Source organism: Mesorhizobium sp. CA14 (assembly GCF_020165195.1).
Classification (GTDB): Bacteria; Pseudomonadota; Alphaproteobacteria; order Rhizobiales; family Rhizobiaceae; genus Mesorhizobium.
The window spans coordinates 85,888-110,810 of the sequence record NZ_JAIUHR010000021.1; the positions used below are offsets into that span (position 1 = coordinate 85,888).

The 24,923-nt window shown below is 60.9% G+C and carries 22 protein-coding genes and 1 pseudogene; 13 read left to right on the forward strand and 10 right to left on the reverse strand.

Translation table 11 applies throughout. The features are described 5' to 3' along the window. The first annotated feature begins 40 nt into the window (after positions 1-40). Both LB565_RS20650 and LB565_RS20655 read left to right on the forward strand, forming a co-directional pair. Positions 41-805 (forward strand): HpcH/HpaI aldolase family protein, encoded by a 765-nt coding sequence (locus tag LB565_RS20650; RefSeq protein ID WP_224587195.1) that lies wholly within the window; start codon positions 41-43, stop codon positions 803-805. Between the two features lie 14 nt (positions 806-819). Further along, positions 820-2,037, forward strand: coding sequence for an NAD(P)/FAD-dependent oxidoreductase (locus tag LB565_RS20655; RefSeq protein WP_224587197.1), 1,218 nt, complete (start codon positions 820-822; stop codon positions 2,035-2,037). A gap of 494 nt (positions 2,038-2,531) precedes the next feature. Here LB565_RS20655 and LB565_RS20660 read toward each other — a convergent pair whose 3' ends face one another. After that, positions 2,532-3,566 (reverse strand): LacI family DNA-binding transcriptional regulator, encoded by a 1,035-nt coding sequence (locus tag LB565_RS20660; protein ID WP_224587199.1) that lies wholly within the window; start codon positions 3,564-3,566, stop codon positions 2,532-2,534. A gap of 182 nt (positions 3,567-3,748) precedes the next feature. Here LB565_RS20660 and LB565_RS20665 point away from each other — a divergent pair, with 182 nt between their 5' ends. From LB565_RS20665 to LB565_RS20710, 10 genes are all read left to right on the forward strand, one after another. After that, positions 3,749-4,795, forward strand: coding sequence for a sterol desaturase family protein (locus LB565_RS20665; RefSeq protein ID WP_224587201.1), 1,047 nt, complete (start codon positions 3,749-3,751; stop codon positions 4,793-4,795). Between the two features lie 95 nt (positions 4,796-4,890). After that, positions 4,891-5,856 carry a sugar ABC transporter substrate-binding protein gene (locus tag LB565_RS20670; protein ID WP_224587203.1) on the forward strand — a complete coding sequence of 322 codons (966 nt, stop codon included), beginning with the start codon at positions 4,891-4,893 and terminating at the stop codon, positions 5,854-5,856. Positions 5,857-6,062: 206 nt separating this feature from the next. Then, a complete protein-coding gene (locus LB565_RS20675) occupies positions 6,063-7,007 on the forward strand; it encodes an ABC transporter permease (protein WP_224587238.1) in 945 nt (314 codons plus the stop codon). Then, a complete protein-coding gene (locus tag LB565_RS20680) occupies positions 7,004-8,026 on the forward strand; it encodes an ABC transporter permease (RefSeq protein WP_411970676.1) in 1,023 nt (340 codons plus the stop codon). Before LB565_RS20675 ends, LB565_RS20680 begins: the two co-directional genes overlap by 4 nt. A 75-nt stretch (positions 8,027-8,101) precedes the next feature. Further along, the gene (locus LB565_RS20685) at positions 8,102-8,947 is read left to right on the forward strand and encodes an ATP-binding cassette domain-containing protein (protein WP_224587205.1); all 846 of its coding nucleotides are present in this window, start codon (positions 8,102-8,104) and stop codon (positions 8,945-8,947) included. A 73-nt stretch (positions 8,948-9,020) separates the two neighbouring features. Further along, positions 9,021-10,025 carry a Gfo/Idh/MocA family oxidoreductase gene (locus tag LB565_RS20690; protein ID WP_224587207.1) on the forward strand — a complete coding sequence of 335 codons (1,005 nt, stop codon included), beginning with the start codon at positions 9,021-9,023 and terminating at the stop codon, positions 10,023-10,025. After that, entirely contained in the window at positions 10,022-10,981 is a 960-nt protein-coding gene (locus LB565_RS20695; RefSeq protein ID WP_224587209.1) for a sugar phosphate isomerase/epimerase family protein, read from the forward strand. Before LB565_RS20690 ends, LB565_RS20695 begins: the two co-directional genes overlap by 4 nt. Before the next feature lie 12 nt (positions 10,982-10,993). Further along, on the forward strand, positions 10,994-11,302 hold the full coding sequence (locus tag LB565_RS20700; protein ID WP_224587211.1) for a MocE family 2Fe-2S type ferredoxin: 309 nt from the start codon (positions 10,994-10,996) through the stop codon (positions 11,300-11,302). Between the two features lie 6 nt (positions 11,303-11,308). Then, positions 11,309-12,088, forward strand: coding sequence for a TIM barrel protein (locus LB565_RS20705; RefSeq protein WP_224587213.1), 780 nt, complete (start codon positions 11,309-11,311; stop codon positions 12,086-12,088). Between the two features lie 26 nt (positions 12,089-12,114). Next, complete coding sequence (locus tag LB565_RS20710) at positions 12,115-12,939, forward strand: 3-methyl-2-oxobutanoate hydroxymethyltransferase (RefSeq protein ID WP_224587215.1); 825 nt, start codon at positions 12,115-12,117, stop codon at positions 12,937-12,939. A gap of 899 nt (positions 12,940-13,838) precedes the next feature. Here LB565_RS20710 and LB565_RS20715 read toward each other — a convergent pair. From LB565_RS20715 to LB565_RS20725, 3 genes are all read right to left on the reverse strand, one after another. Further along, complete coding sequence (locus LB565_RS20715; protein WP_224587217.1) at positions 13,839-14,588, reverse strand: glucose 1-dehydrogenase; 750 nt, start codon at positions 14,586-14,588, stop codon at positions 13,839-13,841. Positions 14,589-14,674: 86 nt separating this feature from the next. Then, positions 14,675-15,679 (reverse strand): sugar-binding protein, encoded by a 1,005-nt coding sequence (locus tag LB565_RS20720; protein WP_140839134.1) that lies wholly within the window; start codon positions 15,677-15,679, stop codon positions 14,675-14,677. Positions 15,680-15,731: 52 nt separating this feature from the next. Beyond that, positions 15,732-16,601, reverse strand: coding sequence for an ABC transporter permease (locus LB565_RS20725; protein WP_246680072.1), 870 nt, complete (start codon positions 16,599-16,601; stop codon positions 15,732-15,734). On the opposite strand from LB565_RS20725, the gene LB565_RS20730 reads away from it, so the two are divergent. Next, entirely contained in the window at positions 16,585-16,737 is a 153-nt protein-coding gene (locus LB565_RS20730) for a hypothetical protein (RefSeq protein WP_224587242.1), read from the forward strand. The two genes, LB565_RS20725 and LB565_RS20730, sit on opposite strands and share 17 nt — an antisense overlap. A gap of 111 nt (positions 16,738-16,848) precedes the next feature. On the opposite strand, the gene LB565_RS20735 is transcribed toward LB565_RS20730, so the two are convergent. The 6 genes and pseudogenes from LB565_RS20735 to LB565_RS20760 all read right to left on the reverse strand — a co-directional run. After that, positions 16,849-17,589, reverse strand: coding sequence for an ATP-binding cassette domain-containing protein (locus tag LB565_RS20735; protein WP_224587222.1), 741 nt, complete (start codon positions 17,587-17,589; stop codon positions 16,849-16,851). Positions 17,590-17,780: 191 nt separating this feature from the next. After that, positions 17,781-17,948 (reverse strand): annotated as a pseudogene (locus LB565_RS20740) (IS5/IS1182 family transposase); the annotation flags it as partial. Between the two features lie 637 nt (positions 17,949-18,585). Continuing rightward, positions 18,586-19,041, reverse strand: a complete 456-nt coding sequence (locus tag LB565_RS20745; RefSeq protein WP_224587244.1) for a hypothetical protein — start codon at positions 19,039-19,041, stop codon at positions 18,586-18,588. A gap of 267 nt (positions 19,042-19,308) precedes the next feature. Then, positions 19,309-20,646 carry an HlyD family type I secretion periplasmic adaptor subunit gene (locus tag LB565_RS20750; protein WP_224587224.1) on the reverse strand — a complete coding sequence of 446 codons (1,338 nt, stop codon included), beginning with the start codon at positions 20,644-20,646 and terminating at the stop codon, positions 19,309-19,311. Positions 20,647-20,665: 19 nt separating this feature from the next. After that, entirely contained in the window at positions 20,666-22,366 is a 1,701-nt protein-coding gene (locus LB565_RS20755; RefSeq protein ID WP_224587227.1) for a type I secretion system permease/ATPase, read from the reverse strand. 181 nt (positions 22,367-22,547) lie between these two features. Next, positions 22,548-24,923, reverse strand: a 2,376-nt coding sequence (locus LB565_RS20760) for an Ig-like domain-containing protein (protein WP_224587229.1), incomplete at its 5' end; no start/stop codon positions are given.

Sequence of the window (24,923 nt, forward strand, 5' to 3'; positions counted from 1 at the left end):
AATTTCAATGCACCTTCTTTAGACGGGGACCGATCGCAAAATGCAGGAGCGGATCAATTCGCTAAAGGCGGCCGTTCAGGCCGGCCGGGCTCATATCGGCGTCTGGTGTTCGCTGGCTTCGGCGCTCACCACCGAGGTGGTGGCGGGCTCCGGAGCGGGCTGGCTGCTGATCGACGGAGAGCATAGCCCGAACGATCTGCGCAGCATTATGGCGCAGCTGCAGGTCGCGGCAGCGTTTCCTTGCGAGGCAGTGGTGCGCCTGCCCTCCGACGATCCCAATCTGATGAAACAGGCGCTTGATGTCGGCGCCCGCAGCCTGATGCTCCCGAATGTGCGCACGGCGGAGCAGGCGCGTACAATCGTCGCCGCGATGACCTACGCGCCTGCCGGCTTCCGTGGCTTCTCGGTCGGTCACCGCGCCAACGCGTTCGGTCGCATCGCCGGCTATCACGCCAAGGCACGCGAGCAGCAGCTGCTAGCCGTGCAGATCGAGGACGAAACTGGCGTCGCCAATGCGGCAGAGATCGCAGCGGTCGAGGGCGTCGATGTTCTCTTCGTGGGGCCAGGCGACCTTTCAACGAACATGGGCGCGATGGGCAATCCAGGTGCTGCGCATGTGCAGCAGGCGATTTCATCCGTGCACAAGGCCGCGGCTTCGGCAGGCAAGGCGAGCGGTATCCTGGCTCCCGCAAAAGCCGACGCGGACCGTTATCTCGCCGATGGCTTCACCATGGTGGCCGTCGGATCGGACCTCGGTTTGCTGGCGCGGGGGTCGGACGCCCTGATCGCCTCGTTCAACCGGTAGAGCGGAGAACAGTCGTGGCGGTCCCACCCTATAAAGCCCCTTCGCGCAACGCATATGATATCGTCATCGTCGGGGGAGCGGTCGTCGGTTCCTCGACCGCCTATTGGCTGAGCCAAGCACTCGGCAACGGCGCTTCGATCCTCGTCGTTGAACGCGATTCGAGCTACCAGTTCTCCTCGACGGCGCTTTCCACCAGCGCGATCCGCCAGCAATATTCCAATCCGATCAATGTGAAGATCAGCCAGTTCGGCATCGAGATCATCCGCACCTTCCAGGAGAGGATGGCACCATTCTACCCGAATGAGACGGCCCCCGATCTCGGATTCAAGGAACACGGATATCTCTATTGCTGCTCCCCCGAGGGGGTGGACTCGGCCAAGGAGCGGGTCGAGCTGCAGCGCAGCCTGGGCGCTCACACAGTCTTCCTCGATCCGGGCGCGTTGAAAGAACGTTTTCCGTGGCTGAATGTTGATGACCTCGGCGGCGGTTCGTGGGGTTCGCGCGAAGAGGGCTGGTTCGATTCGATGGGCATGCTCAACGGCTTCCGCCGCGCGGCGCGCGCGAGCGGCGTCGAATATCTCGACAATGCCGTGACGGCGCTGGACGTCCTTGACGGTCGGGTCGTTGCCGCGCGACTTGCGACCGGCGAAAGGATTGCTTGCGGAACGCTGGTCAACGCGGCAGGTCCACGCGCACAGCAGGTCGCCGCCATGGCCGGCCTTTCCATCCCGGTCGCGCCCTACAAGCGCTACAGTTTCGTTTTCGCCAGCGCCAATCCGATCCCGGGCAGAATGCCCAACGTCATCGACCTTTCCGGAACCTTCGTGCGGCCGGAGGGCGAGCTTTTCCTCACCGGCAACACGCCGCAGGGCGATGGGCCTGCCGACTACGACGACTTCGAAATGCATTTCGAGGAGTTCGACGACTATATCTGGCCGGCGCTGTGGCACCGCATTCCGGCCTTCGACGCGCTAAAGGTGCAGACGAGCTGGACCGGTCACTACGAATACAACATGCTCGACCACAACGGCATTGTCGGCTTCCATCCCGAGGTGAGAAACTTCATGTTCGCCAATGGCTTCTCCGGTCACGGTCTGCAGCAGTCGCCGGCGGTTGGCCGGGCGGTGTCGGAGCTGATCGTTCACGGCGCTTTCCAGACGCTCGACCTGTCGCCATTCTGCTATGAGCGAATTCCGCGCAACGAACCGTTCCTCGAGGAGGCGGTGATCTAGCAGGCGTTTTTCGGTAACTTACTCACTGGTGCCGGGTAATTGGCATTCGCCTGAGAGAAATGTGACATGAAAATTGCCCACCAAGTCCAGCACATGAAGGATCGGATGATTGAGGCTGGCGCATTGGAAAAAGCAGTGTCGGTCAGCAAGACGGTAGCAAAAAATGACTCAACCCCGTCACTTCGATCGCGGCTCAATGCGGTTTCGGTTAGGTTGCGGAGCCTTTTAAGGGCTTAGGATTTGACACTCCAGGGGCGAAACCTAACGGCCGTTGAGACAGGGACGCGGAGTCACGCCCCTTATGGCCTCCCTACGAATATGTGCCCAGCTGGCGTTGGCGAAAGGTCGTCGGAGATTTGGTTGTGCACGCGCAAAGCCGAGGAAGCATTGCCGGTCCCGGGCTACCCGGCACCACTGCGCCTCATGTCGGCCGCCCCTATTTGCCTGAAGGCGGACATTCGGACGTACAATGCGGTCAGCATCTGCGACGCGCCTCAGATGTTCTCCGGCGTAACTATTTCGAATGGTATCGACCGTTGCAGCGTGGCCAGCTGTGCCTGTGGGCTGATGACGTCGATCATTGTCTGCACGAGAAGGGCCGATGTGGCTTCGAGAGGATGACAGAGAGCTGCAGTGATCAATCCTTCCGAAAGACCTCTGCGTGTCTCGGGTCCGATGTCGCGGCATACCACCTTGATAGCTGAGCGCCTTTCCGGTGTGACCTCTTTTAGCGCGCGTAGCACACCTGTGATGCCGCCACCGACAATCAGAATCCCCACAAGGTCTTCAGTCGTCTTCAGCAACTCGGCCACCATGCGGTAGGCTTCGCTTGGTTCCTCATGCGTGGGGCGGCTTTCCTCGACCGTTAGCCGAGGCGCGTGCTCGCGCAGATAGGAGCGGAAGCTGGCGTCCGAGACATCCTGGCATTGGTACCGGTGGTTGCCGATGAAAACCGCAATGCGGCCCGGGCCTTGGGTGGTTTGCGCCATTAGGAAGGCCGCGGTCCGCCCCAGCTTCCAATTGTCAGTACCCACATAAGCCGCCCTTTCGGGCGCGGACTGATCCGTGATGTATGAAACGACCGGCTTTCCCACCTCCTTCAGGGCGCGAATGGCCTGACCAACGATTGGGTGATCGGCCGCGACGACCGCGACAGCGTCGCATTCCTCGCCGAGCGCGATAAGACGGTTCGAAATGGTTTCCGGCGTCAAAACATCCACGAAGTCGACGACAGGATCGATGACCTCGTCCCGACGCTCGCGACAAGCGGCAACGATCTTCTTGCCGAACAATTGGTAGAGGTCACGAGTCGACTGCTGGAGCAGAAAACCCAATCGGTAATGCGGCGATATCTTGCGGGCCCGATCGTCGATCGCCCGGATGCCGTAAAATCCGATTTCCTCCGCTGCGCTCTGCACGCGTTGGATCGTCTTCGGCCGCACCGAAACGGTGCCGCCCAAAATTCTGTTCACGGTCGCCACCGATACGCCTGCCGCAGTGGCCAGATCCTGGATTGTCGGCCGCTTCATGAACGTCCGTTCCTATCGTATCATAATGATTGATACTAAATGATACAAATGCAACTTTGATCTTATTTGTGCCTTCTCCGAATATCAACCCTCCGATATGAATTGCGCCAAGCTAGGGCTCGGCTAGGGCTAGGTCCGAACTCCCGAATATCAGACCGATCCGGCCAGGAGGCAATGCCGCGATGGATGACCTTCAGTATGGTACACGCGACAAGCGCGGCAACTGGGCGCCGCACCGCCGCGCCGAGCCGGCGCCAATCTGGCACCGCCCCTTCAATGCAAAAAAAGTGGTGGCCTGGATCCCGGAGTTTTTCTGGCCGTGGAACACGTTCCATCTCGCCACGGCGCTCATTTGGGTAAATCTGCTCATCCCGAGCTGGCAGAGTCTGGCGAGCTTCTCGTTGCTCAACTACCTTTGGCTGTACGGCCTCAACGCTGCAGGGATTTTTCTGTTCTACGGCTTCTTTGAGCTACGCTACTACATCCAGCGCAAGCAGCAGAACCGCTTCAAGTACAATCCGAAATTTCCTTCGGACGCTCCGTCCGATGTGTTCTGGTTCCAAAGCCAGAACATCGACAATTTCGCCCGCTCGTTTTTCGTCACGATACCGCTGTGGACGGTGGTCGAGATCGTGATGCTGTGGGTCTATGCAAACAGCTGGGCGGTCTGGCTGCCATGGACGACGAACTGGCTATACCTGTCGTTCCTGGTGCTTATCGCGCCAGCGGTGCACGAGATCTATTTCTTTTTCCTGCACAGGGCGATCCATTGGCCGCCGCTCTACAAATGGGTGCATTCGGTCCATCACAATTCGATCAACCCGAGCCCGTGGTCGTCGTTATCGATGCATCCGGTCGAAGGCCTCCTCTATCACGCTGAGGCCTGGCTGCACCTGTTGATCCCATCCAACCCGGTCTGCGCCTACTTCACGCTGCACGGCGCGGGTTTCGGCGCAGTGAACGGTCATCTCGGTTTCGAGATCTTCGAAATCACAGACAAGGTCAATCTCGATAGCCATTCCTACGTGCACTACCTGCACCACAAGTATTTCGAGGTGAACTACGGCGGCGACGGGCTGGTGCCCCTCGATAAGCTGTTCGGCACCTGGCACGACGGCAGCAAGGAAGCCGACGAGGCCATGAAAGCGCGCTTCCGCAAGAAGAAAGAAAAGATGCGGGGCCGCCAGGAAGGCCGCAGTGATCCGGCGTCTGGAATGCCGGCGGAATAACGAAGCAAAATGCTGTTTCGGCCGAGCCCGTGAGGAGCGGGCCTGGAACAGGAAGACTTTTGTCGAACCCTGCGGGGTAATCTGGGAGGAAGACCATGAAGCTTTTCAAGACACTCGTCTCGACAGCGGTGCTGATCGGGTTCAGCGCCGGCGCGACGCTCGCCGCCAACATCTTCGTCGTCGGCGGCAAGCCGGACGATCCGTTCTGGTCGATCGTCAAGCGCGGTGCTGAAGACGCCGGCAAGGTGGTCGAGGCACAGGGCGGCAAGGTCACCTGGCTCGGGCCGCAGAACTACGACAATCTGGGTGTGGACGCCGCAGAGCTGATCCGGCAAGCGATCGACCAGAAGGCCGACGCCATCGTTGGGCCGGACTGGGTGCCGGAAGCCATGGACCCCGCGTTCAAAGCGGTGAGGGATGCAGGCATTCCGCTGATCATCTACAATGCCGGCGGGCTGAAAGCGGCCGATCGTCTCGGCGCCATGAACTATGTCGGCTCTGACGACTACAAGGGCGGCGTCGCGGCCGGCGAGTATCTCACCAAGGCCGGCAACAAGGAAGGCGTCTGCATCAACACGCTGCCAGGCGCCGCCAACATCGAGGCCTTTTGTGGTGGCTTCAAGGAAGGGATGAAGAACGGCGGCGGCGAAGCCGACGTGCTGCCGTTGCCGGCCACCTCCTTCGGCTCGGCCACGGCCGTCGCGCAGGCGGTCAAGGCCTATCTGCTGCAGCATCAGGACGTGAACGCCGTCTTCACCATCGGCAACGTCGATGCGAATTCCGCCATGAACGGCATTACCCAGGCCGGGAAGGTCGGAAAAGTCCACCTGTGCGGCATGAATTTCGACGAGACCATCCTGAACAACATCAAGGGCGGCCAGCAGGACTGCGCGATCGACCAGCAGGGTTACCTGCAGGGTTATCTCGCCGTTGCGATCCTGAATGGCCACGTCAACTATGGTTTGTCGGTGCCCACCCGTGAGATCCTGACGGGACCAGGCGTCATCGACAAGGCGAACGTCGACGCCACCATCGCCGGCGTGAAAGCAGGGACGCGATAATCCTCCCGCCTGGGCCGCCCCGCTTCTGCTGCGGGCGGCCCCTTTCCTTTTCTCGGCGTCGGCCTCATCGTGGCCGGCGCATGTTCGCGGATTACCCAATGGCACATCCCGTGACGACCAAATCAATTCCGGCGCCGGACCGAACGCAGGTCGGATTGGCCCTCGGACGGCTCGCGCGGCGGCCGGAGTCGGGCTCGTTCCTCGGCATGCTCGCAGTGCTCCTCTTCTTCGGCGTGTTTGGCGGCGGCAATTTCCTGTCGGCCGCTGGCACGGCGAGCTGGCTGAACATCGCTTCCGAGATCGGGATCATCGCGCTGCCGATTGGGCTGCTGATGATCGCCGGAGAACTGGACATCTCGGTCGGCGCGGTGATCCCCGCGGCATCGCTCACCGCTGCCATCGTCTCGGGCCACTATGGGCTGCCCGATTGGCTCGGCATAGCGGCGGCGCTCGGCCTTGGCCTCGCGGTCGGCCTCATCAACGGCCTGTTCGTGACGAAGACGACCATCCCGTCGCTCATCATCACCATCGGCACCATGTTCGGCACGATGGGTCTGACGCTGGGCCTCACCGTCAAGATCGCCGGCAGCACCGGCGTCTCGCTTGTGCCCGATCCCTTCATCAAGGCGATTCTCGGTGACTATCTCGGCGGCATGTTCCAGGTCACGATCCTGTGGTGGGTGGTGTTTGTCATTGGACTGTTCTGGCTGCTGCACGTCTCGCCGATCGGCAACTGGATCTATGCGCTGGGCGGTGACAAGGAGAGCGCGCGCAATGTCGGCATCCCGACCAAGCGGCTCACCATCGGCCTGTTCATGTTATCCGGCTTCAGCGCCGCCTTCGTCGGGGTCAGCGAGGTGATGGTCTATCAGAGCGCGCAGGTCCTGGCGGGCCAGTCCTTCATCTTCAATTCCATCATGTGCGTGGTCATAGGCGGGGTCCTGCTCACGGGCGGTTTCGGCTCGATCGTCGGCATCGTCTTCGGCACGCTCACGTTCTCGATCGTGAACCAGGGCATCTATTTCACCAGCCTCGATCCCAATGTCGGCAGTGTCATCATCGGCGCGCTTCTTCTGATCGCAGTGCTGACCAACGACACGTTCCGCCAGCTGGCGCTGAACTATTCGTCGAAGAGCGGAGGTCAGTCATGATGGACGCAATCAAGTCCGTGCTGCGTCGCCCCGAAGCCGGCTCGGTCCTCAGTCTCCTCGGTGTGGTGCTGTTCTTCGTTCTGTTCGGCGGCGCCAATTTGGGCGCGCTGGTCGGGGCAGCGAGCTGGGTCAACTTCGCTGCCAACCTCGGCATTGTCGCCATTCCGGTCGGTTTGTTGATGATCGCGGGCGAACTCGACATTTCCATCGGCGCCTTGATCCCGGCGGGTTCGATGACCACGGCCATCCTGAGCGGCTATTATGGCCTGCCCATAACTGTTGGCATTGCCGGTGCGCTTGCGGTCGGTGCGGTGGTCGGTCTCGTGAACGGTCTGCTGACCATCCGCACCTCGGTACCTTCGCTGATCGTCACGCTTGCCACGCTCGTCGCCATGCAGGGCGTGGTGCTCAGCGCCTCGGTCCTTCTGACCGGCAATGCCAGCGTGGCGCTCACCGCGCCTGACTGGGCAAAATTCCTGTTCGGACAGCTGATCGGCGGCAGTCATCAAGTCATCATCGTCTGGTGGGTCCTATTCGCCGCCATCATGAGTTTCGTCCTGCACAAGACGCGCTACGGCAATTGGCTCTTTGCAATGGGTGGCGACAAGGTCAGCGCCCGCAATGCCGGCATCCCGACGGACCGCATGACCATTGCCCTGTTCGTGCTGTCCGCGCTCAGCGCAACTTTCGTCGGTGTCTGCCAGGCGATCCTGTTCAACTCCGCCCAGGTCTCGGGCGGCATGAACTTCATCTTCAATGCCATCGTGTCCGTGGTGATGGGCGGTGTGCTGCTGACCGGCGGTTTCGGCTCGGTTGTCGGCATCTTCGTCGGCACCATCACCTTCGCCATCGTCAGCCAGGGCATCTATTTCACCCAGATCGACCGGAACTGGTCGAACCTGATCATAGGCGTGATGCTTTTGCTCGCGGTGCTGATGAACCAATCGTTCCGCGACCTGGCGCTCTATTTCCGACCGCGGCGCAAACAAGGCCTGCCGCGGGAGCCGGCGAACCCATGAGAAACGAATTTTCAGATCAGCCCCCGCTTGGCCGAGCACCTCGGCGCAGCCGGATGCAGATGAAGAGATGATGCCATGAACGACAAACCTGCCATTCTCGAACTGAGGAACGTCAATAAGTCCTTCGGACCGATAGACGTCCTGCACGATATTTCGCTGAGGGTGCGCGTTGGCGAAGTGCTTTGCCTGCTCGGCGACAACGGCGCCGGCAAGTCGACGCTCATCAAGACGCTGGCCGGGGTCCACAAGCCCACAAGCGGCCAGATCCTGATGGATGATGAGCCGGTGACCTTTACCGGACCGAGCGACGCGCAGGGGCGCGGAATCGCGACGGTGCACCAGTTCGGCGGAACGTTTCCGCTGATGAGCATCGGACGCTCCTTCTTCGTCGGCGTCGAGCCGACCAAAGGTTGGGGTCCGTTCAAGATCTACGACCGCAAGCGCGCCAACGAGATCGCGGTGAAAGCGGTCCGGGATTTCGGCATCACCCGTATCGATGACGGCGACCGCTTGGTCGGCGGGTTATCGGGTGGCGAGCGCCAGTCGCTCGCTATTGCCCGCGCCGTGTATTTTGGGGCGCGCGTGCTAATCCTGGACGAGCCTACCGCGGCGCTCGGCGTCAAACAGGCCTCGCATGTGCTGCGCATCGTCAACGAGGCCAAGAAGCGTGGTCTGGCGGTGATCTTCATCACGCACCAGGTCATGCACGCCATGGCCGTCGGCGACCATTTCGCAGTGCTGATCCGCGGCGCCATCGCGGCCGATTTCCGCAGAGGCGAAAAATCCCGCGAGGAGATCACGGATCTGATGGCCGGCGGCGAGACCATGGCTGACCTCGAAGCCCAGGTCGAAGGCTACTTAGAAACACATGAGGGGCACCCGCCGTCGCTCCAGGTTCTGGAGGGTCCAACCGCGCACTAGACTTTACGAAGGTATTCCCAGCCTGGCGCCGCTCCGTGCCGCCCATAATTCGAAGAACAGAAACAGGACAGAAATGACAATCCGCATTGCAGTGATCGGCGCCGGCCTGATGGGCGCGGATCATGCCAAGATCGTTGCCGAGGAGCTGCCCGGCGCAACCCTCCAATTGGTTTGCGATATGGACGAGCAGCGCGCCCGTCGCGTTGCCGACGCGTGCGGCGCCTTTGACATTGCCACGGACCCGAAGGGCAGCATCGCGCGGCACGACGTGGACGCCCTGATCATCGCCAGCCCCGATTTCACGCATGCGCCGCTTTCGATGGCCTGCATTGCCGCCGGGAAGCGAGTTCTGTGCGAAAAACCTCTTTCACAGTCGTCTGCCGATTGTGTTGCCGTGATGGAGGCGGAGCAGAAGGCTGGGGCGAAATTCGTCCAGCTCGGTTTCATGCGACGTTACGACCGTTCCTACAAGGAGATGAAACGGGCGCTTCAAGAAGGCCGTCTCGGCCGCGCGCTGATGATGCATAATTTCCACCGCAATGTCGAAACGCCGGCTGCCGATTTCACCGGCGCCATGGCCATCACCAATTCCGCTCCGCATGAATTCGACGTGGTGCGCTACGTGCTCGGAACCGAGTATGCGTCAATTTCCGCATTCCAGCCGAGCCGCTCCGACGCACGCGTGGCCCCCGTCGTCATGGTGCTGGAAACGGTGGACGGCCAGCTCGTCAACATCGAGATCAACAACAATGCCGGCTATGGCTATGACGTTCGCGCCGAACTGGTCGGCGAGCGCGCCACCGTTGCGACCAACAACGTCGCCTATACCCGCATGGAGTCGGCGCTTACCCAAACCACAAGCTACGACGCCGACTGGCGGACCCGCTACTACGATGCCTACCGCCGCCAGAATCGCGACTTCCTTCGATTCGCCATCACCGGCGAGTTCCCCGCGACCGCCTCTAATTGCTGGGACGGCTATTGCGCCGCCGTCGTTGCCGAGGCGGGCGTGCAGGCGCTGAGGGAAGGCCGCCGCTCACCCGTCCAGATGATTGCAAAGCCGGAGTTCTACGCGTGAAGCTGGGTTTCGTTTCAGACAGTCTCGGCAACCTGCCGTTCGAGGCGGTGCTCGACCATGCCCAGCGCATGGGCGTATCCGGCATCGAGGTGAACACTTGCGGCTGGTCGACCGCGCCGCATTTCCGGCTATCGTCGATGCTGGGCAACAGGGAGGCCCAGAAGCGATTCGCTGGAGCGTTCGAGGAACACGGGTTGGAGATCATCAGCCTAAACGCCAACGGCAATCCGTTGCATCCGACCGATCATTCCCAAGGCGAAGGATTGAGGGATACCATTCGCGTCGCCGGTGAGATGGGCATCCGCACCGTCTGCACCATGAGCGGCCTGCCGGCCGGCAGCGCCGGAGACAGCATGCCGAACTGGGTCGTGTCCTCTTGGCCGCCGGAAACACAGACCATCCTCAAATATCAATGGGAAGAAAAGCTGATCCCGTTCTGGACCGAAATCGCAGCGCTGGCAAAGGCAAACGGCGTCGAGCGCATCGCGCTCGAGCTGCACGGCAATCAGTGTGTCTATAACGTGCCCTCGCTCCTGAAACTTCGAGCAGCGGTCGGACCTGTCATTGGCGCGAATCTGGACCCTTCGCATCTGTTCTGGATGGGCGCGGAACCTCTCGCTGCCGCCGAAGCGCTGGGGGCAGCAGTTTATCATGTCCATGCCAAGGATACGATGCTCAACAGGCCCGTACAGGCAACGACGTCGTTACTTGAAAATGGTAGCCTGATGGACATTCCGGCGCGCTCCTGGAGCTACATCACGCTGGGCTTCGGCCATGGCGAGCAGTGGTGGCGGCAGTTCTGCTATCGACTCAAGATGGCCGGCTATGACGGCTGGCTTTCCATCGAGCACGAGGACGTGCTCCTGAACTCGCTGGAGGGGCTCGAAAAGTCCGTCGCGCTCCTCCAGGGCGTGATGCCGTCGGCTCCTGCAGACTTCAAACCACAAGATATCTGAGGAGAAACGCATATGCCCTGGGTAGACGCTTGTGCCGCCGAAGAAATCGAAGCCGAGGAAGCCAAGCGCTTCGAGAATGGAGGCCGCACCTTCGCGATCTTCCGCAACGACGCGGATGAATATTATTGCACGGATGGACTTTGCACCCACGAGAAGATCCACCTTGCCGACGGCCTGGTCATGGGCAACACGGTGGAGTGCCCCAAGCACGCTTCCGTTTTCAACTTCACGACCGGCGAGGTGGAGACGCCACCGGCCTGCGAGAACCTCAGAACTTACAGGACCAAGGTCGAGAACGGCCGCGTCATGGTCGAGGTTTGAACTGTCATGGGCCAACCGTTCCAACTGGCCGCCTGCGCCGAGATGCTTTGGCGTGATCGTCCGATGGCTTGGCGCGTCGCACGGCTGCATGAAATGGGTTTCGGCGTCGGATTGTGGAATTGGCCGGACCACGACATCGCGGCGCTCGAGAAGACTGGCGCGAGCTTCACGATCATGAACGGCTATCTCGTAGGACGGCTCGCCGACGGTGAAGGCGCCGACATGCTCTTGAAGTCAGCTTCCGAGACCGCGAAGGTCGGAAAGCGCCTCGGCGTTGCCCGGTTGAACCTGCATGGCACCGGACTCGGCGAGAGCGGTATTCCCATCGTCAAGGCCGAGGTCGAGACCGGCCCGATGTGGTTGAAGGCGCGCGATACACTGAATCGTATCTGCGACATGGCCGAGGCTGAAGATGTCGTCTTCACGCTCGAAAATCTCAACCTGCTTGACCACCCTGGCTGCCCGTTCGGCTCGACGGCATCGGTGTTGGCTTTGGTGTCGTCGATCAACAGGCCTCAACTGCGGATCAATCTCGACCTCTATCACACGCAGATCGGCGAGGGCGACATCGTGCGCTGGTGTCAGAGGTGTCTCCCGTTCATCGGCGAGGTGCAGGTCGCCGACAATCCGGGTCGTTGCGAGCCTGGGACCGGAGAGATGAACTGGCCATACATCGCAAGAGCTCTGTTCGACATGGGATATCGCGGGGCAGTGGGGCTGGAAGCCTTTGCGAAAAATGATCCGGAAGCAGCGCTGGACGCTTTCCGGCGGGCGTTCACGATCTGAGAAATGAACTGCGGCGGAGGCTGAGCATGGGCATGTATCACAACCGTCCTCATGTCGAGGACATCCGCAAGATGAAGAGAAATGGACAGAAGATCTCCATGCTCTTCGTCAGCACGCCCGACGAAGCCTCAGCAGCATCGGCAGCGGGCATTCACATGCTTTCGATAGAAGGCCGATACTTCGACAAGGAGATGCGGGATGCGGCCGGCAACTGTTTCGTGCAGGTCGGTCTGCCTTATGGCGGCTGGGGCAGTTTTGGCGGCCGTCCGCTCGCGACGGCGGAGGACTATCTGCGTGCCGCGTTCCACTTTGCCGGCATTGGCGGCGACGCCTTCTACTGCGCCGCCTCCTATGACATCCAGAAGGCGCTCTGCGACAATCACCTCCCTGTCGTCGGCCATATTGGCCTGATCCCTTCTTACATCACCTGGACGGGCTGGCGCGCAGTCGGCAAGACGGCGGACGAAGCGATGCGCTTGTGGCGGCACACAAAGAAGCTTGAGGAGATCGGAGTCTTCGGGGCTGAATTGGAAGTCGTCCCGGACCGGATCGCGAAATTCCTGACCGAGAACTCGTCATTGGTGATGCTTGGCATGGGCGCCGGCAAACATGCGGATGCGCAATATCTCTTCACCGAAGATGTCTGCGGCTACGGCAAGAACCACAAGCCGCGACATGGAAAGGTCTACCGAAATCTAAGTCCTGAGTTGCAGAAGATTCAGGACGAGCGCATCGCGGCATTCAGAGAATACAGGGTCGATGTCGAGTCTGGCCGGTACCCAGGCTATGAGCACACCGTTCCGATCGGAGATGCCGAGTTCGACAGCTTCATGCAAGCGGCCAAACGGTGAAACGATGCCTCCGGAGCTACTCACGTCATTACCAGCAGGCGCCAAGCAGCCGGTAGTGCGAAGCACCAAAGCGCCAACTCTCGCCGAGCTCAAAACAATGATTGCAAAGAAGGAGCTAATACTTCCGGCGAAATTGGAGACAGCGGCTCGCCTGATGTTCTCGAACCCGGACTACGTCGCCTTCGAGAATTCGGTCTCGATCTCACGCCGGTGCAACGTATCAACGACGACCTTATCTCGCCTTGCTCCGCGCCTCGGCTTCAGCTCCTTCAAAGAAATGCAGAATTGCTTTCGCAATGATATCCTTGATCGAAAGGGCAGCGGAAACCGAGCTAACAAAACAACTGCATCGATCGCCAGACCCTGAACTGCATTTTACTAGCTGGCGACGTCAGGTGGGCTTTCTAATCTGGCTCCTAGAAGCCGACGGTCCGCTTCCGGCCTCATTGCGGCCATTCCAGAAATTGGGCGGGCTCATACGGAGGCATACGGGAAGCTTCGGAGTTTTGGCCCACAAAAAAAATAATAAAATCAACAATTTAAGTACGTCCTCCGGGCCCACCAAAACATCCGCATAAGCCGTTATTCTCGCTGTATTTTTTGAGAGTTGCCCATAACATGGGCTCGAACCCCCTCTCGTTTGAAGAACCTCGAAGCGCTTTTAGGCATTTCAAGGACATCGAATCGAGCCAGTTCATCGCCAGTGCTGAACTTGAGCGACCGTTATCGTGTTTCGGCGAAATGGCACGTCTGACGTTCAGACCGCGGTTTACAGGATGGCAATCGCGGCAATGGTTGCGCTGCCATCCGGTGGCGGAGGCGGGATCGACGCAGGTCGTGCCACAATCTGGCTGGCGCCGTCGTGATCGGGCTGTTCTCCAGCGCCTTGCCGTTCTGGCTCAGAGGGAAACCGATAGTCCGCCGTCAACCGTCAGCACATGTCCATTGACGTAAGCGGCAGCGTTAGAGGCGAGAAACACCACGGCTCCGCCGAGTTCCTCAGGCTGCGCCCAGCGGCCCGCGGGGGTTCGTGCCTCGACCCACTTGGTGAAAGCCTCATCGTTGATAAGCGCGGTATTGAGCTCGGTGGCGAAATAGCCGGGGGCGATCGCGTTGATGGTTATGCCGTGACGGCCCATTTCGGCGGCGGCGGAGCGCGTCAGCCCATGCAGGCCGGCCTTTGCCGCCACATAGGCGTGAATGGTGGGACGGCCAAGGACCGCCGCAACGGATCCAGTGTTTATGATGCGCCCGAATTTGTTTGGCAGCATGAGGCGCGCTGCATCACGCATCATGCGAAAGCAGGCCGAAAGATTGACGGCAATCACACGGTCGAAATCCTCGTCCTCCCATTCGACCAAAGGCCTGCGATGCTGGATGCCGGCGTTGTTGATCAGAATATCGAGGCGGCCGCGGCGTTCGACGATCCCTTGGAGCGCCGCTCTTGAGATCGCCGCGTCGGTAACGTCGAACGGCAGGGCTTCGGCCCCGATGCTGTCCGCCGCCGCGGAGAGGGCGTTCATGCCGCGGGCGTTGACGATTACCGTCGCACCGTTTTCCGCAAGTGCTTTGGCCATGGCGAAGCCGAGGCCGCGCGAAGCACCGGTGACCAGTGCGACACGGCCGTTGAGCGAGAACAATTCCGACATTGAAACCCCTGGAGCGAGATGAGAATGCTTCAGTTTAGCCGCATCTCGCTCCAACGAAAGGGCGGGAGTTCCTCCCGCCCAAAGCCCTATTTGGCGACGCAGGTATCCGCCGTCTGCGGAGTGCAGACGTCGAGGCCGGTGTAGGTCGGGTCAGCCGGCGGAGCTTTGCCGTCCTTCATATCCTTCAATGCCATCATCGTCTTGTAGCCCATTTCGAACGGCCGCTGGCCGACCTGGCCAAGGGAGAGACCTTCCTTCATCTGATCGATCTGGACGGGAAGCGTGTCGGCGACGACGAGGGCCAGGGCCTTCGAGGCGATCTTGTCCTTGTACGGGGCTACCGCAGCTCGGTTGGCATCTGGGATGAACTGCGGGAAGCCACCGGTTGGGATGAATGCGTCGAGGTTCGGGTTTTTCCCCATGATGTCCTCGAATTGCTGCACCGAAAGCGGGAAATCATCGTTGGTATAGAGCGGACAGCCTTCGATTTCGGTCCAGCCATTCTGGCCCGTCAGCCGGTCCCCGGGCGAGGCTGCCGATTTGGTGCCCGAAAGCGTATCGCGAATGCCCTGCATGCGCTCATTGTGGTTGGCCGCCGCCGCGCCGCCCGACTGGATACAGATCGTGCCGCCCTTGGGCTTAATCTGCATGGCAAGCTTGGCAAGGTTCACGCCGATCTCATAATTGTGGGTCCCGATATAGGCGGCGCGAAGATCCTTGTTCTCGGGCAGGAGGTCGGAATCCCAGGTGAGGACCGGGATGCCGGCTTCCTTGGCGGCCTGCAGCGCGACTGCCATCGCCGCGGCATTCGATGGCGACACGGCGATGCCGTCCACCTTCTTGGCAACGAGGTCCTGCACGATCTGTACCTGCTCGTCGCCGCCGCCATGCTCTCCGGGGCCGATATACATGCACTCCAGGGCCCCATTGGATTCGGCTTCGGCTTTCTTGCAGCCGTCGCGTGCCTGGTCGAAGAAAGGATTGTTCATGTTCTTCGGCACCAGGGCGAAGGTGTATTTCGCCTGGGCGCCGGAAACGGCGAGCACCATTGCGCCAAGCGCCACGGCCGCCGTCAGCAGATGCTTTTTCATGGGACGTTCTCCTCCTTTGGTGTGATCCCGCAGGCCTCCCGCCGGCGGGTTTCTAACGGCTTCGTTTGGGCATCAAGGCTGCCAGCGACGCTGCGAGCATCGATCTGCCGCCGGTTTGCATGCCCAAAAGAACCGCAAGAACGATGAAGGCGCCCACGAAGGCACCCTGCCAATTTGAATCGATGCCGGCCATCAGGAGTGCATTCCTGATCACCTCGAGGAAGGCCGAACCGATTATCGCGCCGAACGCCGTGCCGGCGCCGCCCATGAGGCTGGCTCCGCCAATGACTGTCGCGGCGATCACGCGCAGCTCATAACCTTGGCCCATGGCGTTGATGGCCGAGCCGTTGTAACCAAGCAGCAGCAGCGAGGCGAGCGAAGCGGTGAAAGCCGAGAAGACATAGGCCTGGAATTTGATCCAGTCGACCGGCACGCCGGTAAGCCGGGCGGCCTCCTCGTTACCACCGATGGCAAAGAGATGTCGGGCCCAGGCAGTGAAATTGAACACGAAGCCGACGATCAGCGCGAGAATCACCATGGTCCAAAACTGCGATGACAGTCCCGGTATCCAGTGGGGTGCCCAGTCCTGCGGCCCATGCAGCGGCCATCTCGCCTGACCGATCGCCTTCACGATCGGAGCATCGGGCCCGAATTGGTAGAGCATCTGGTTGGCCGAGAACACGACCGCCAGCGAACGCGCCACGGACAGCATCCCGAGGGTGACCACAAAGGACGGCATTCCGACATAAGCAACAAAGAACCCGTTGACCGCGCCGCAGGCCAGACCGGAGAAAAGGCCGATGGCGAAGGCGACGTACCAAGGATAGTGCCAGGTCAGGAACAGGCCGGCGACGATGGCCACCAGGCCCATGATCGAGCCGACCGACAGATCGATGCCGCCGGTGATGATCACCACCGTCATGCCGAGCGCCATGAGGCCGAAAGGTGCGAAGTTGCGCGTGGCGTTGGCGACGTTTTCGGAGGTGCCGAAGCTCGGCTCGATGGCTGTCATCAACATGACGAGAGCAATGAGCGCGATCGTCACCCAGAATGGCTGACTTGAAACCACACGCTGCAGCGCCGTCTTCTCCTTGGTCGGGACGAAGTCCGCCATGGCCGGGCGGCCGGTTTCCACGAGCGACTCCCTGACACTAACCGACTGCCGAGCACTATTCGCCACGGATGGCCCCCGTTATGAGTCCGGTGACTTCCTCGGGCGAGGTGTTGTCGACCTGCTTGTCGGCAACCTTCGAACCTCGCCTCAGCACGATGATACGATCTGCCACGGCGAAAACGTCAGGCATGCGGTGGCTGATCAACATGACCCCGACCCCTTGCGCCTTGAGGCGTCGGATCAATTCGAGCACTTCCGCCACCTGGCGTACGGAGATCGCGGCGGTCGGTTCGTCCATCAACACCAGCTTGGCGTTCGAAAGCCGGGTTCGCGCGATGGCTACCGCCTGGCGCTGCCCACCCGACATCTTCCTGACCAGGTCGCGCGGCCGGGTTTCCGATTTGAGTTCCTCGAACAACGCTGCCGAGCGGTCGATCATCGCCTGCTTGTTGAGCACCCTGATCGGCCAGAAGCCCTTCTTGATCTCGCGGCCAAGAAAGACGTTCTGCGCGGCCGTCAGATTATCGGCGAGCGCCAGGTCCTGATAGACGACTTCGATTCCCTTGGCGCGGGCTTCGACGGGTTTGTGGAAGTGACAAACCTCGCCGTCCACGACGATTTCGCCGTCGTTCGGCGGGAAGTTCCCGGCCACCGTCTTGACTATCGTCGACTTGCCGGCGCCATTGTCCCCCATGAGACCCACGACTTCGCCCCGCTCTACCTGGAAGCTGACGTCGGTCAGGGCCTGGATGGCTCCAAAGTTCTTGGAAACGCGGCGAACTTCAAGCACCGGCATCGCGGTCCTCCCCGGGCAACATTTGCCAACCTTGTCCCGGACTTATGCAAGACAGCTAATCAGCGAAACGCATTCAACACAATCATTATTAGATCAAGATTTTCGGGGCGTTGGTGCGGCGACGCGACTTGCGGCGCAATAGGATCTTTGATGCCGCCTATGCTCAGCTTTGTGTGCAACGAACGGACTCCCGGGCGTGCACAGGCCAGCATGCGGTTGAGAACAGCGCAACCGATGGCAACCTCGATCTTTTGGGCGGCAAAGGAGCGGGCCTGTAAACGTCGGACGATGTGTCCCTTGTAGCGCCCGATGGCCGTTTTCGATCAAAGCTGCTTTCCGTACCCTGTGGCAGCCTGCCAAGGAGATGGCGCAGGACTGGCATGAGCATGCAACGTCCGTGATTTTCTCGCGGCACTACGATCGATGAAGGTCGGTCCGTCTTCTGAGATCGAGGGACGGAGCGTCGTTGAATGGATCGCATAGGGCGAAAATTGGCTTGAGCGCGCCGATCCACGGTCAACGGCGTCGATTGGAATTCAGGCAGATCGCCGCCATCACCGATTGGACCACCAAAATTGATTAAAAGGCGTGCGCAACGCATCAGAAGGGATGCGGGCCTCGTAATGCGAGGTTCCACGATCTTCGCAGAGATTAACGGACAGCTCGCTGACTTTTCAGCGCTCGTACCCGCTATGATCAACATGCGTTCGTTGTGTCGGGAAAGACAGAGATTGCGAAAGCTAGTCCATATCCTGGTCCTTAGGTTCGCCAGACCATACGAGCTCATACGAAGGATACGGGTTGGCTAACCATCCGCTAAACCATTGATTTTCTTCGAAACTCTCACACCCTCCGGGCCCACCATATTGATAAATATCAATGGCTTACACCAAAATCGTAAAATTTTAGTGTCATTGCAGGTGGTTAGCTGGGCAGGCCTGCTCAATTGTCGGTCACGTTGTCGAATTTCCTTCTTTGTTATCGCACCAGCAACACTTAACGCAGAGCTTCTGGGTCGAACGGGCTTTGATCGACGGGTGCGGTAGGGTGCGGCGAAGGCGTGCCAAACGGGAAGGTCCGTAAGGCGTCGGGTTGATAAAGGAAGATTTCGATGATCGCCAGTAGTCCTTCGTAGATCGAAGGTCCGGGCTGACCCACGCCGCTTCCCAAACCTGGTTCGGAATTCGCGCAGCCAGTGCTGCCTTGGGGTAGAAAGCGCCCGTAGTGGTGGACGACCATGTCGGGCGTGTCTTGGATGGCATAGCTGGCCTGCTCGTAGGAGCCCGTCTGCTTCAGAATATGAGTCGCCAGGGCGTCGCGCACATTATGGGGTCCGTCTTGTTCGCGGTCATCCGCCAGCTCCTCGACCTTGTCAACGGCAATGGCAGTCGTTCGGACGAGGGTCTCGCGCTCAAAGTGCGCGCCGGCGCGCAGCTCCGTGAGCAGCCTCAAAAGGGGCTCGCCACCGAGCGCGCTAAAGCCGACAAGGAGCTCGTGGCCGATAGGCGCTGCCGTTCAGACCAGGGCTTTCCAGCGCTGCCAATAGGAGTGAAGTGATGCTTGCATCGTCCTGTTTCGCCAGAGCTGACAGCGCGGCGCACGCGACGAACGGATCGGCAGAGTGCGCAAGCTGGTCATGTCGCTCGGTGTCGGACAGTTCCTTGGCAGAATGCGGGGGCTGGGATTATGAGACCGCACAGAGGCTTAGCGTAGCACAAGTTACTTTTGGCGGAAGGAGGAATGAACCGAGGCAAGAAGTGGGCTCAGGATATAGTCGAGAGCGGTGCGCTCCTCGGTGACGATCATCACGGAGGCGGGCATTCCCGGATAAAGCGCGATCTGTGGGGCTGCGGCCAGTTCGGCCGGGTCGACCGCAACGTCGGCGACGTAGTAGGGGAATCCGGTTTTGCTGTCGGTGACGCGATCTGCTGAAATGCGGGTTACACGTCCATGGATAATCGGAATGGAACGCTGCTTATAGGATGTAAAGCGCACTTCCGCCATCATGTCGGATCGCAGGCTTGATATGTCCTCGACGCGCACCTGCGCCTGGACGACTAGCGAGTTCCGCGTCGGCACGATGTCGAGGATCGTCTGCCCGGGGGCAACTATCGCACCAGTCGAGAAGACACTGAGGTTCATCACCTGGCCGTCGTAGGGCGAGCGGACCACGGCCCGATCCACGGCGGTTTGACTCGCAAACATCTTAGGCACAAGGTCTGCCAGCTGCGATTGCGTATCGATCAGCATTGCCGAGAGCTTGGCGCGGCGTTCGTTGGTAAGCTGTGCGATCTGGCTTTCGAGTTCGGCCTTGTTCTGGCGGTTCCCCGCGATCTCGCCTAGAGTCTGGTCTATCAGGCCTTGCAAGTCGGAGGCGGAGCGGTCGAGCTCAAGGATGCGCGTGCGCGTCGTCAACCCAGCCTTCAGCAGCTTGTTGAGGCCCGCCTTCTCGTCGATGGTGGACATCAGCTGCGCGCGAAAGGATTCGACGCGCGCCTGCTTGCCGTCGATCTGCTCATCGAGTTCTGCGATCCGCTTCTGCAGAATCTGCCGGGCGCCTGCCATCGAGGCGCGCTGGCTTTCGAGATCGGCGATCTGGCTGGCCATCGCGTCCTGCAGATACGCCTGATGCTCGACAGTCATGTCCTTCGGAAAAGCGACCGCCTCCTTGCCGTCCAGCTCTGCCCGGATGCGGGCATCCGTCGCGCGCAACAAAGCATATTGCTGGGAATAGAGATTGAGCTCGGATCGGTTCTTTGTGTCGTCCAGCACCAGCAATATGTCGCCGGTCTTGACGATGTCGCCGTCCTTGACGTGTATCTCCTTCACCGTACCGCCATCGAAGTGCTGCACGCTCTTGCGATTCCCTTCCACCTTCACGACCGCGTCCGCGAGCACCGCGCCGTTCAGCGGCGCAATGGCGGCCCAGCCCCCGAAAATGCCGAAAAAGGCAACGATGATCAAAAGGCCGACGAGAGTGGGCGCCTTAATCGAATCCGAGGCGATGGGGCCGGTTTCGTCGGGCAGGCTGCGATAGATAAAGGCGCCGTCGCTCAACGATCTCTCCTGACCCGGCTCATTGCGTTGCCACCACGGTCGGAGCCGCGCGCTGGTTGAGCAGCGCCACGATCTCGTTCCGCATGCCGAAGGCTTCGACCGCACCCTCACGTAACAGAAGGATCTTGTCGACATTCGCGATCGTCGAGGGCCGGTGCGACACGATGATGACCGTGCTGCCGCGGCGCTTGAGCTCAATCGCGCACTCGCTCAGCGCGCGATCTCCGTCGGCGTCGAGATTGGAACTCGGCTCGTCGAGAATGATCAGCTTCGGCATCCCGAACACCGCACGGGCAAGCGCTATCCGCTGCCGGTAGCCACCCGACAGCACCGCGCCGCCTTCGCCGATCTGCGTCTCATAACCCTGCGGCAGCCGGATGATCATGTCGTGCACGCCCGCCAAGCGGGCGGCCTCGACGACCTCCTGGTCGACATTGGTCTTGAAGCGCCCGATGTTGGCGGCGACGGTGTCGGAGAAGAGCTCGATGTCCTGCGGCAGGTAACCGATATGGTCGCCGAGCGCGTCTCGACCCCATTGTATCATGTCGGCGCCGTCCAGTCTGACGGTTCCGCGGCTGGGCTGCATGACGCCGGCCAGGTGACGGGCCAGCGTGGATTTGCCCGCGCCGGAGGGGCCGATAATGCCTAGGGCCTCGCCAGCCTCGAGCCGGAACGAGATGTCGCGCAACAGAACCTTTTGCAGACTGGGAATCGCATAGCTGACCTGCTCGACCGAGATCTTGCCTGTTGGCCTCGGCAGATTGAACGAACGGTCGCTGCGCGCATCGCTATCGACCAGCTTGCGAACCCTCGCGAGCGCGCCGCGCGCCAGGACAAGACTGCGCCACACGCCGACGATCTGCTCGACGGGTTGGAGGCCCCGGCCCAGCAGAAGGCTGGCCGCGAAAATAGAGCCGGCACTCGTTTGCCGTTCGATGACCAGATAAGCGCCAAGGCCGAGGATGAGCGACTGCATGGTCAGCCGAAGAAACCTGATCAACCCGGACATAAGTGCGGCGCGGTCGCTGGCGTCTGCCTGACGCCGAAGCGCCAGGTTTCGATCGCGTTCCCAGCGGCGGATGAGGCCGTCGAGCATACCCATGGCACGGACGACTTCCGCGTTCCTGAGACTCATCTCGGTGAAGGCGTAATTGGCTGTTGCCAGGTCATTGGCCTGCTTCAGCGGCCCGCGCACCAGATATTCGTTGCCCACCGCCATTGCAATGAGCAGCAGCGACGAGCCGAGCGCGAAGAACCCCAGCCACGGGTGCAACAGGAAGATGATGGCGATGTAGATCGGCGACCAAGGCAGGTCGAGCAGCGCATGGATGCCACTCCCGGTAATAACCTGCCGGAACGTATCGAAGTCGCGGATCGGCTGGCTCTGCGAGGATCCCGGCAAGGACGCTTCGAGCGAGTTGGCGACGACCTTCGCCGAAAGCAGCCGGTCGAGGCGTGCGCTGGCGCGGGTCAGGATCCTGGCGCGGACCAGGTCGAGGCCGGCTAGTGCAAGGAAGGCCGCCAGCAGCACGATCGTGAGCATCAGCAGCGTGGTTTCGCTGCCGCTGGTGACCACCCGGTCGTAGATCTGTAGCATATAGAGCGGCGAGGCGAGGTAGAGCAGGTTGATCGCCAAGCTGAACGCTGCCGCGACCAGGAAATAGTGGCGGCACGCCAGCAGCGCGTCCTTTACGATCTTGCTATTGCTGTTGAGACTCAATTACCCAGCGGAGAACCGCCCCCTGTCCAAGTGCACGCCCGGAGCCGATGTTACTCCAGATCCTTCAAACGACCACGCAGTCGGTTCCTTTACCTGCCGTAAACCTTAATTGGTAAGCTGAATCGGCGACCGGCCGACCCAGAAGGTGAGCCCCGTGGTGCCTGCGGCTCACCCTCAACGTTCACGCCACCAGACCGCTCGCCGTCAGACCATACTGAACCACCGTCCTACCAGCCCCGTCGTCGACAAGCGTGAAGCTGTGCGCATCGAAGATGCCGAGGAGGTGAAGCGTGGTATTGTGAATGCCGTCGGTCACGGTCAATGTTCCTCCAGTGCCGGTCGAATCCGCCTGATAGGCAGCCGACGTTCCCGCGCCGAACAGGATATCGCCGAGATCGATCTTGTCGTCGTTGGTCATGCCGCCAATCCTGCCGCTGAAGTCGAAGGAATCATCCAGTTGCAGCGTGCCGGCTGCATTCTGCGCGAAGGTCACATCCGCCGACGAGGCGGCGCCGAACTCCAGCTTCGACAAATTGCCGATCGTGGCGTCGCCCGTGCCGGTGACCTGGCCGTTGATCGTGATGTTGCCGCCATTGGCCCAGAGCAACCCGGAATTGGCGAGCGTCCCGGTGATTGTTAGGCCGCCGGAGCCTGTCGCCTCCAGCGTCCCCGAGTTGACGGTTGTGTTGGCGCCAGTGTCGATGACCAGCGTGCGGGTGCCGGTGGCGATGATCGTCCCCTGGTTGTTCAGAGACAGCAGTCCGCCTCCCAGTTGGCCGGCGCCCGAGATGGTGTTGTCGACATTGGTCAGGGTGACGTCGGCACTCGTGCCGGAGATGATGTTCCAGTCGCTGTCGGACAGGACGACCTGCCCGCCGCCCTGCAGGGTTGTGCCGTGCTGGATAAGCTGCAGCAGCGTGTCGCTGCCTGCGGAGTCGAGAGAGATGATGCCCGTATTGTTGATCGTGCCGCTCAGCGGCAGCATGGCGCCGTCGCCGATCGTCATGGTGCCGGCATTGTTGACTACCGGCGTCTGGTCGAAGACGAAATTGCCGTCCGTGAGCGCGCTCGAGTGGACGCCATCGAGCGTGATGGACTGCCCGTCGGCAAGCGCAATCACCGCATTGCCGCTGCCGTCGTCGGTCATGTGGGCCTGCACGTCGGCAAAGCTCTGGAAGCCGGAATAGCCGATCAGGTCGATCTTGTCCGCGGCCGTGTCGAAGCTATGCACCGTGTCGTTGCCGATCGGCTGCGCGAAGACGAAGAGGTCGTTGCCGTGCGAGCCGGTCAGGGTGTCGTCACCGGACCAGGCGAAGATGGGGCTTCCAGCAGCATACGATTCAAAATTGTCGGCAATGTTGGCTGAAGTTTGAGTCCCGTCTGCGTTAGCCCATGTCTCTGTTACGCTGAGCACAACAGCGCCGACGTAACCAGCAGCGGGCGTGACGCTCAACGATCCAACGTCGTTGGTTACGATTGACCATGATCCATCAGCGTTTTGGACGCCAGCATTCAGGGTCCAATTTGCCGGAAGGCCTGTCACAGTCACTTCGGTTGCAGAACCTGATTGTCCAGCAAAAGAGAATAACCCGAGGTTCGTGGACTCTCCCGATATTCCCGCGGGGGCAGTGTTCGTACTTACCCTCGTATTCCCAGCGTTGTCGTACTCCGTAACGACCAAGGTATGATTGTTCAAGCCCGCCTGCGAAAGCGTCCAAGTTCCCGCGCTTTGCAAGGATGCACTGTAATCGGTGTTAGTATTATTGTCATGAACCGTAACCTTCCAGACGTCAGCAGTATCTGTTGTGGCAGTGAGCTTGCTTAGCCCGTTGCTGTAGCTCCAGCTAAGCGTCGCAGGTGGCGTGGTATCGATCGTCACCGCCAGACTGGCCGAAGCCACGCTGGTGTTGCCGGCGACATCGGTCTGCTTGGCCGTCAGCGTGTGACTGCCACTTGATAAGTTCGAGCTGGTGATCGACCAGTTGCCGCTGGCGTCCGCTATCCCGGTACCAAGCACAGTCGTACCGTTGGTATCGTACAACGTCACTGTTGCACCCACCTCCGCCCCACTGCCGGTGAAGGTCGGCGTGGTCACTTTGGTGAGGTTGTCAGTGCTGGACGAACCGGTGTCCGTTGCCGCCGTCATATCCGGCGCAGACGGCGCAGAGGCCGTCTGGTCGAGCGTGTAGCTGTGGCCGGCGCCGGCGGTGGTATTGCCTGCGGTGTCGATCGTGCGCACCGACAAGGTGTTGGCGCCGGACGACAGCGTCACGCCGGACGCCGAGAAGGTCCCGCCACTGGCGCTCGCCGTCACCCAGGTGGTGCCGCCGTCGGCGCTGACCTGGATCGTCTCGCCCGCGCCGAGCGTGCCGGTATAGGTGCCGCTCACCGTCTGCGAGGCCGTGCTGGTGATGAAGTCGGTTCCCGAGCTGCCGGTGTCGACGCTGAGCGCCGTCACCGTCGCAGCCGCGCTCGGCGCGGTCTGGTCGAGCGTGTAGGCGTGGCCGGCGCCGGCGGTGGTGTTGCCTGCGGTGTCGATCGTGCGCACCGACAAGGT

Excerpts from the sequence above, each read along its gene's own strand:
- LB565_RS20670 (WP_224587203.1), top strand. The coding sequence starts at position 4,891 with ATGAAGCTTTTCAAGACACTCGTCTCGACAGCGGTGCTGATCGGGTTC.
- LB565_RS20660 (WP_224587199.1), bottom strand. The coding sequence starts at position 3,566 with ATGAAGCGGCCGACAATCCAGGATCTGGCCACTGCGGCAGGCGTATCG.
- LB565_RS20720 (WP_140839134.1), bottom strand. The coding sequence starts at position 15,679 with ATGAAAAAGCATCTGCTGACGGCGGCCGTGGCGCTTGGCGCAATGGTG.
- LB565_RS20715 (WP_224587217.1), bottom strand. The coding sequence starts at position 14,588 with ATGTCGGAATTGTTCTCGCTCAACGGCCGTGTCGCACTGGTCACCGGT.
- LB565_RS20710 (WP_224587215.1), top strand. The coding sequence starts at position 12,115 with ATGGGCATGTATCACAACCGTCCTCATGTCGAGGACATCCGCAAGATG.
- LB565_RS20650 (WP_224587195.1), top strand. The coding sequence starts at position 41 with ATGCAGGAGCGGATCAATTCGCTAAAGGCGGCCGTTCAGGCCGGCCGG.
- LB565_RS20665 (WP_224587201.1), top strand. The coding sequence starts at position 3,749 with ATGGATGACCTTCAGTATGGTACACGCGACAAGCGCGGCAACTGGGCG.
- LB565_RS20690 (WP_224587207.1), top strand. The coding sequence starts at position 9,021 with ATGACAATCCGCATTGCAGTGATCGGCGCCGGCCTGATGGGCGCGGAT.
- LB565_RS20680 (WP_411970676.1), top strand. The coding sequence starts at position 7,004 with ATGATGGACGCAATCAAGTCCGTGCTGCGTCGCCCCGAAGCCGGCTCG.
- LB565_RS20735 (WP_224587222.1), bottom strand. The coding sequence starts at position 17,589 with ATGCCGGTGCTTGAAGTTCGCCGCGTTTCCAAGAACTTTGGAGCCATC.
- LB565_RS20730 (WP_224587242.1), top strand. The coding sequence starts at position 16,585 with ATGATCACCACCGTCATGCCGAGCGCCATGAGGCCGAAAGGTGCGAAG.
- LB565_RS20700 (WP_224587211.1), top strand. The coding sequence starts at position 10,994 with ATGCCCTGGGTAGACGCTTGTGCCGCCGAAGAAATCGAAGCCGAGGAA.
- LB565_RS20705 (WP_224587213.1), top strand. The coding sequence starts at position 11,309 with ATGGGCCAACCGTTCCAACTGGCCGCCTGCGCCGAGATGCTTTGGCGT.
- LB565_RS20675 (WP_224587238.1), top strand. The coding sequence starts at position 6,063 with ATGCTCGCAGTGCTCCTCTTCTTCGGCGTGTTTGGCGGCGGCAATTTC.
- LB565_RS20685 (WP_224587205.1), top strand. The coding sequence starts at position 8,102 with ATGAACGACAAACCTGCCATTCTCGAACTGAGGAACGTCAATAAGTCC.
- LB565_RS20725 (WP_246680072.1), bottom strand. The coding sequence starts at position 16,601 with ATGACGGTGGTGATCATCACCGGCGGCATCGATCTGTCGGTCGGCTCG.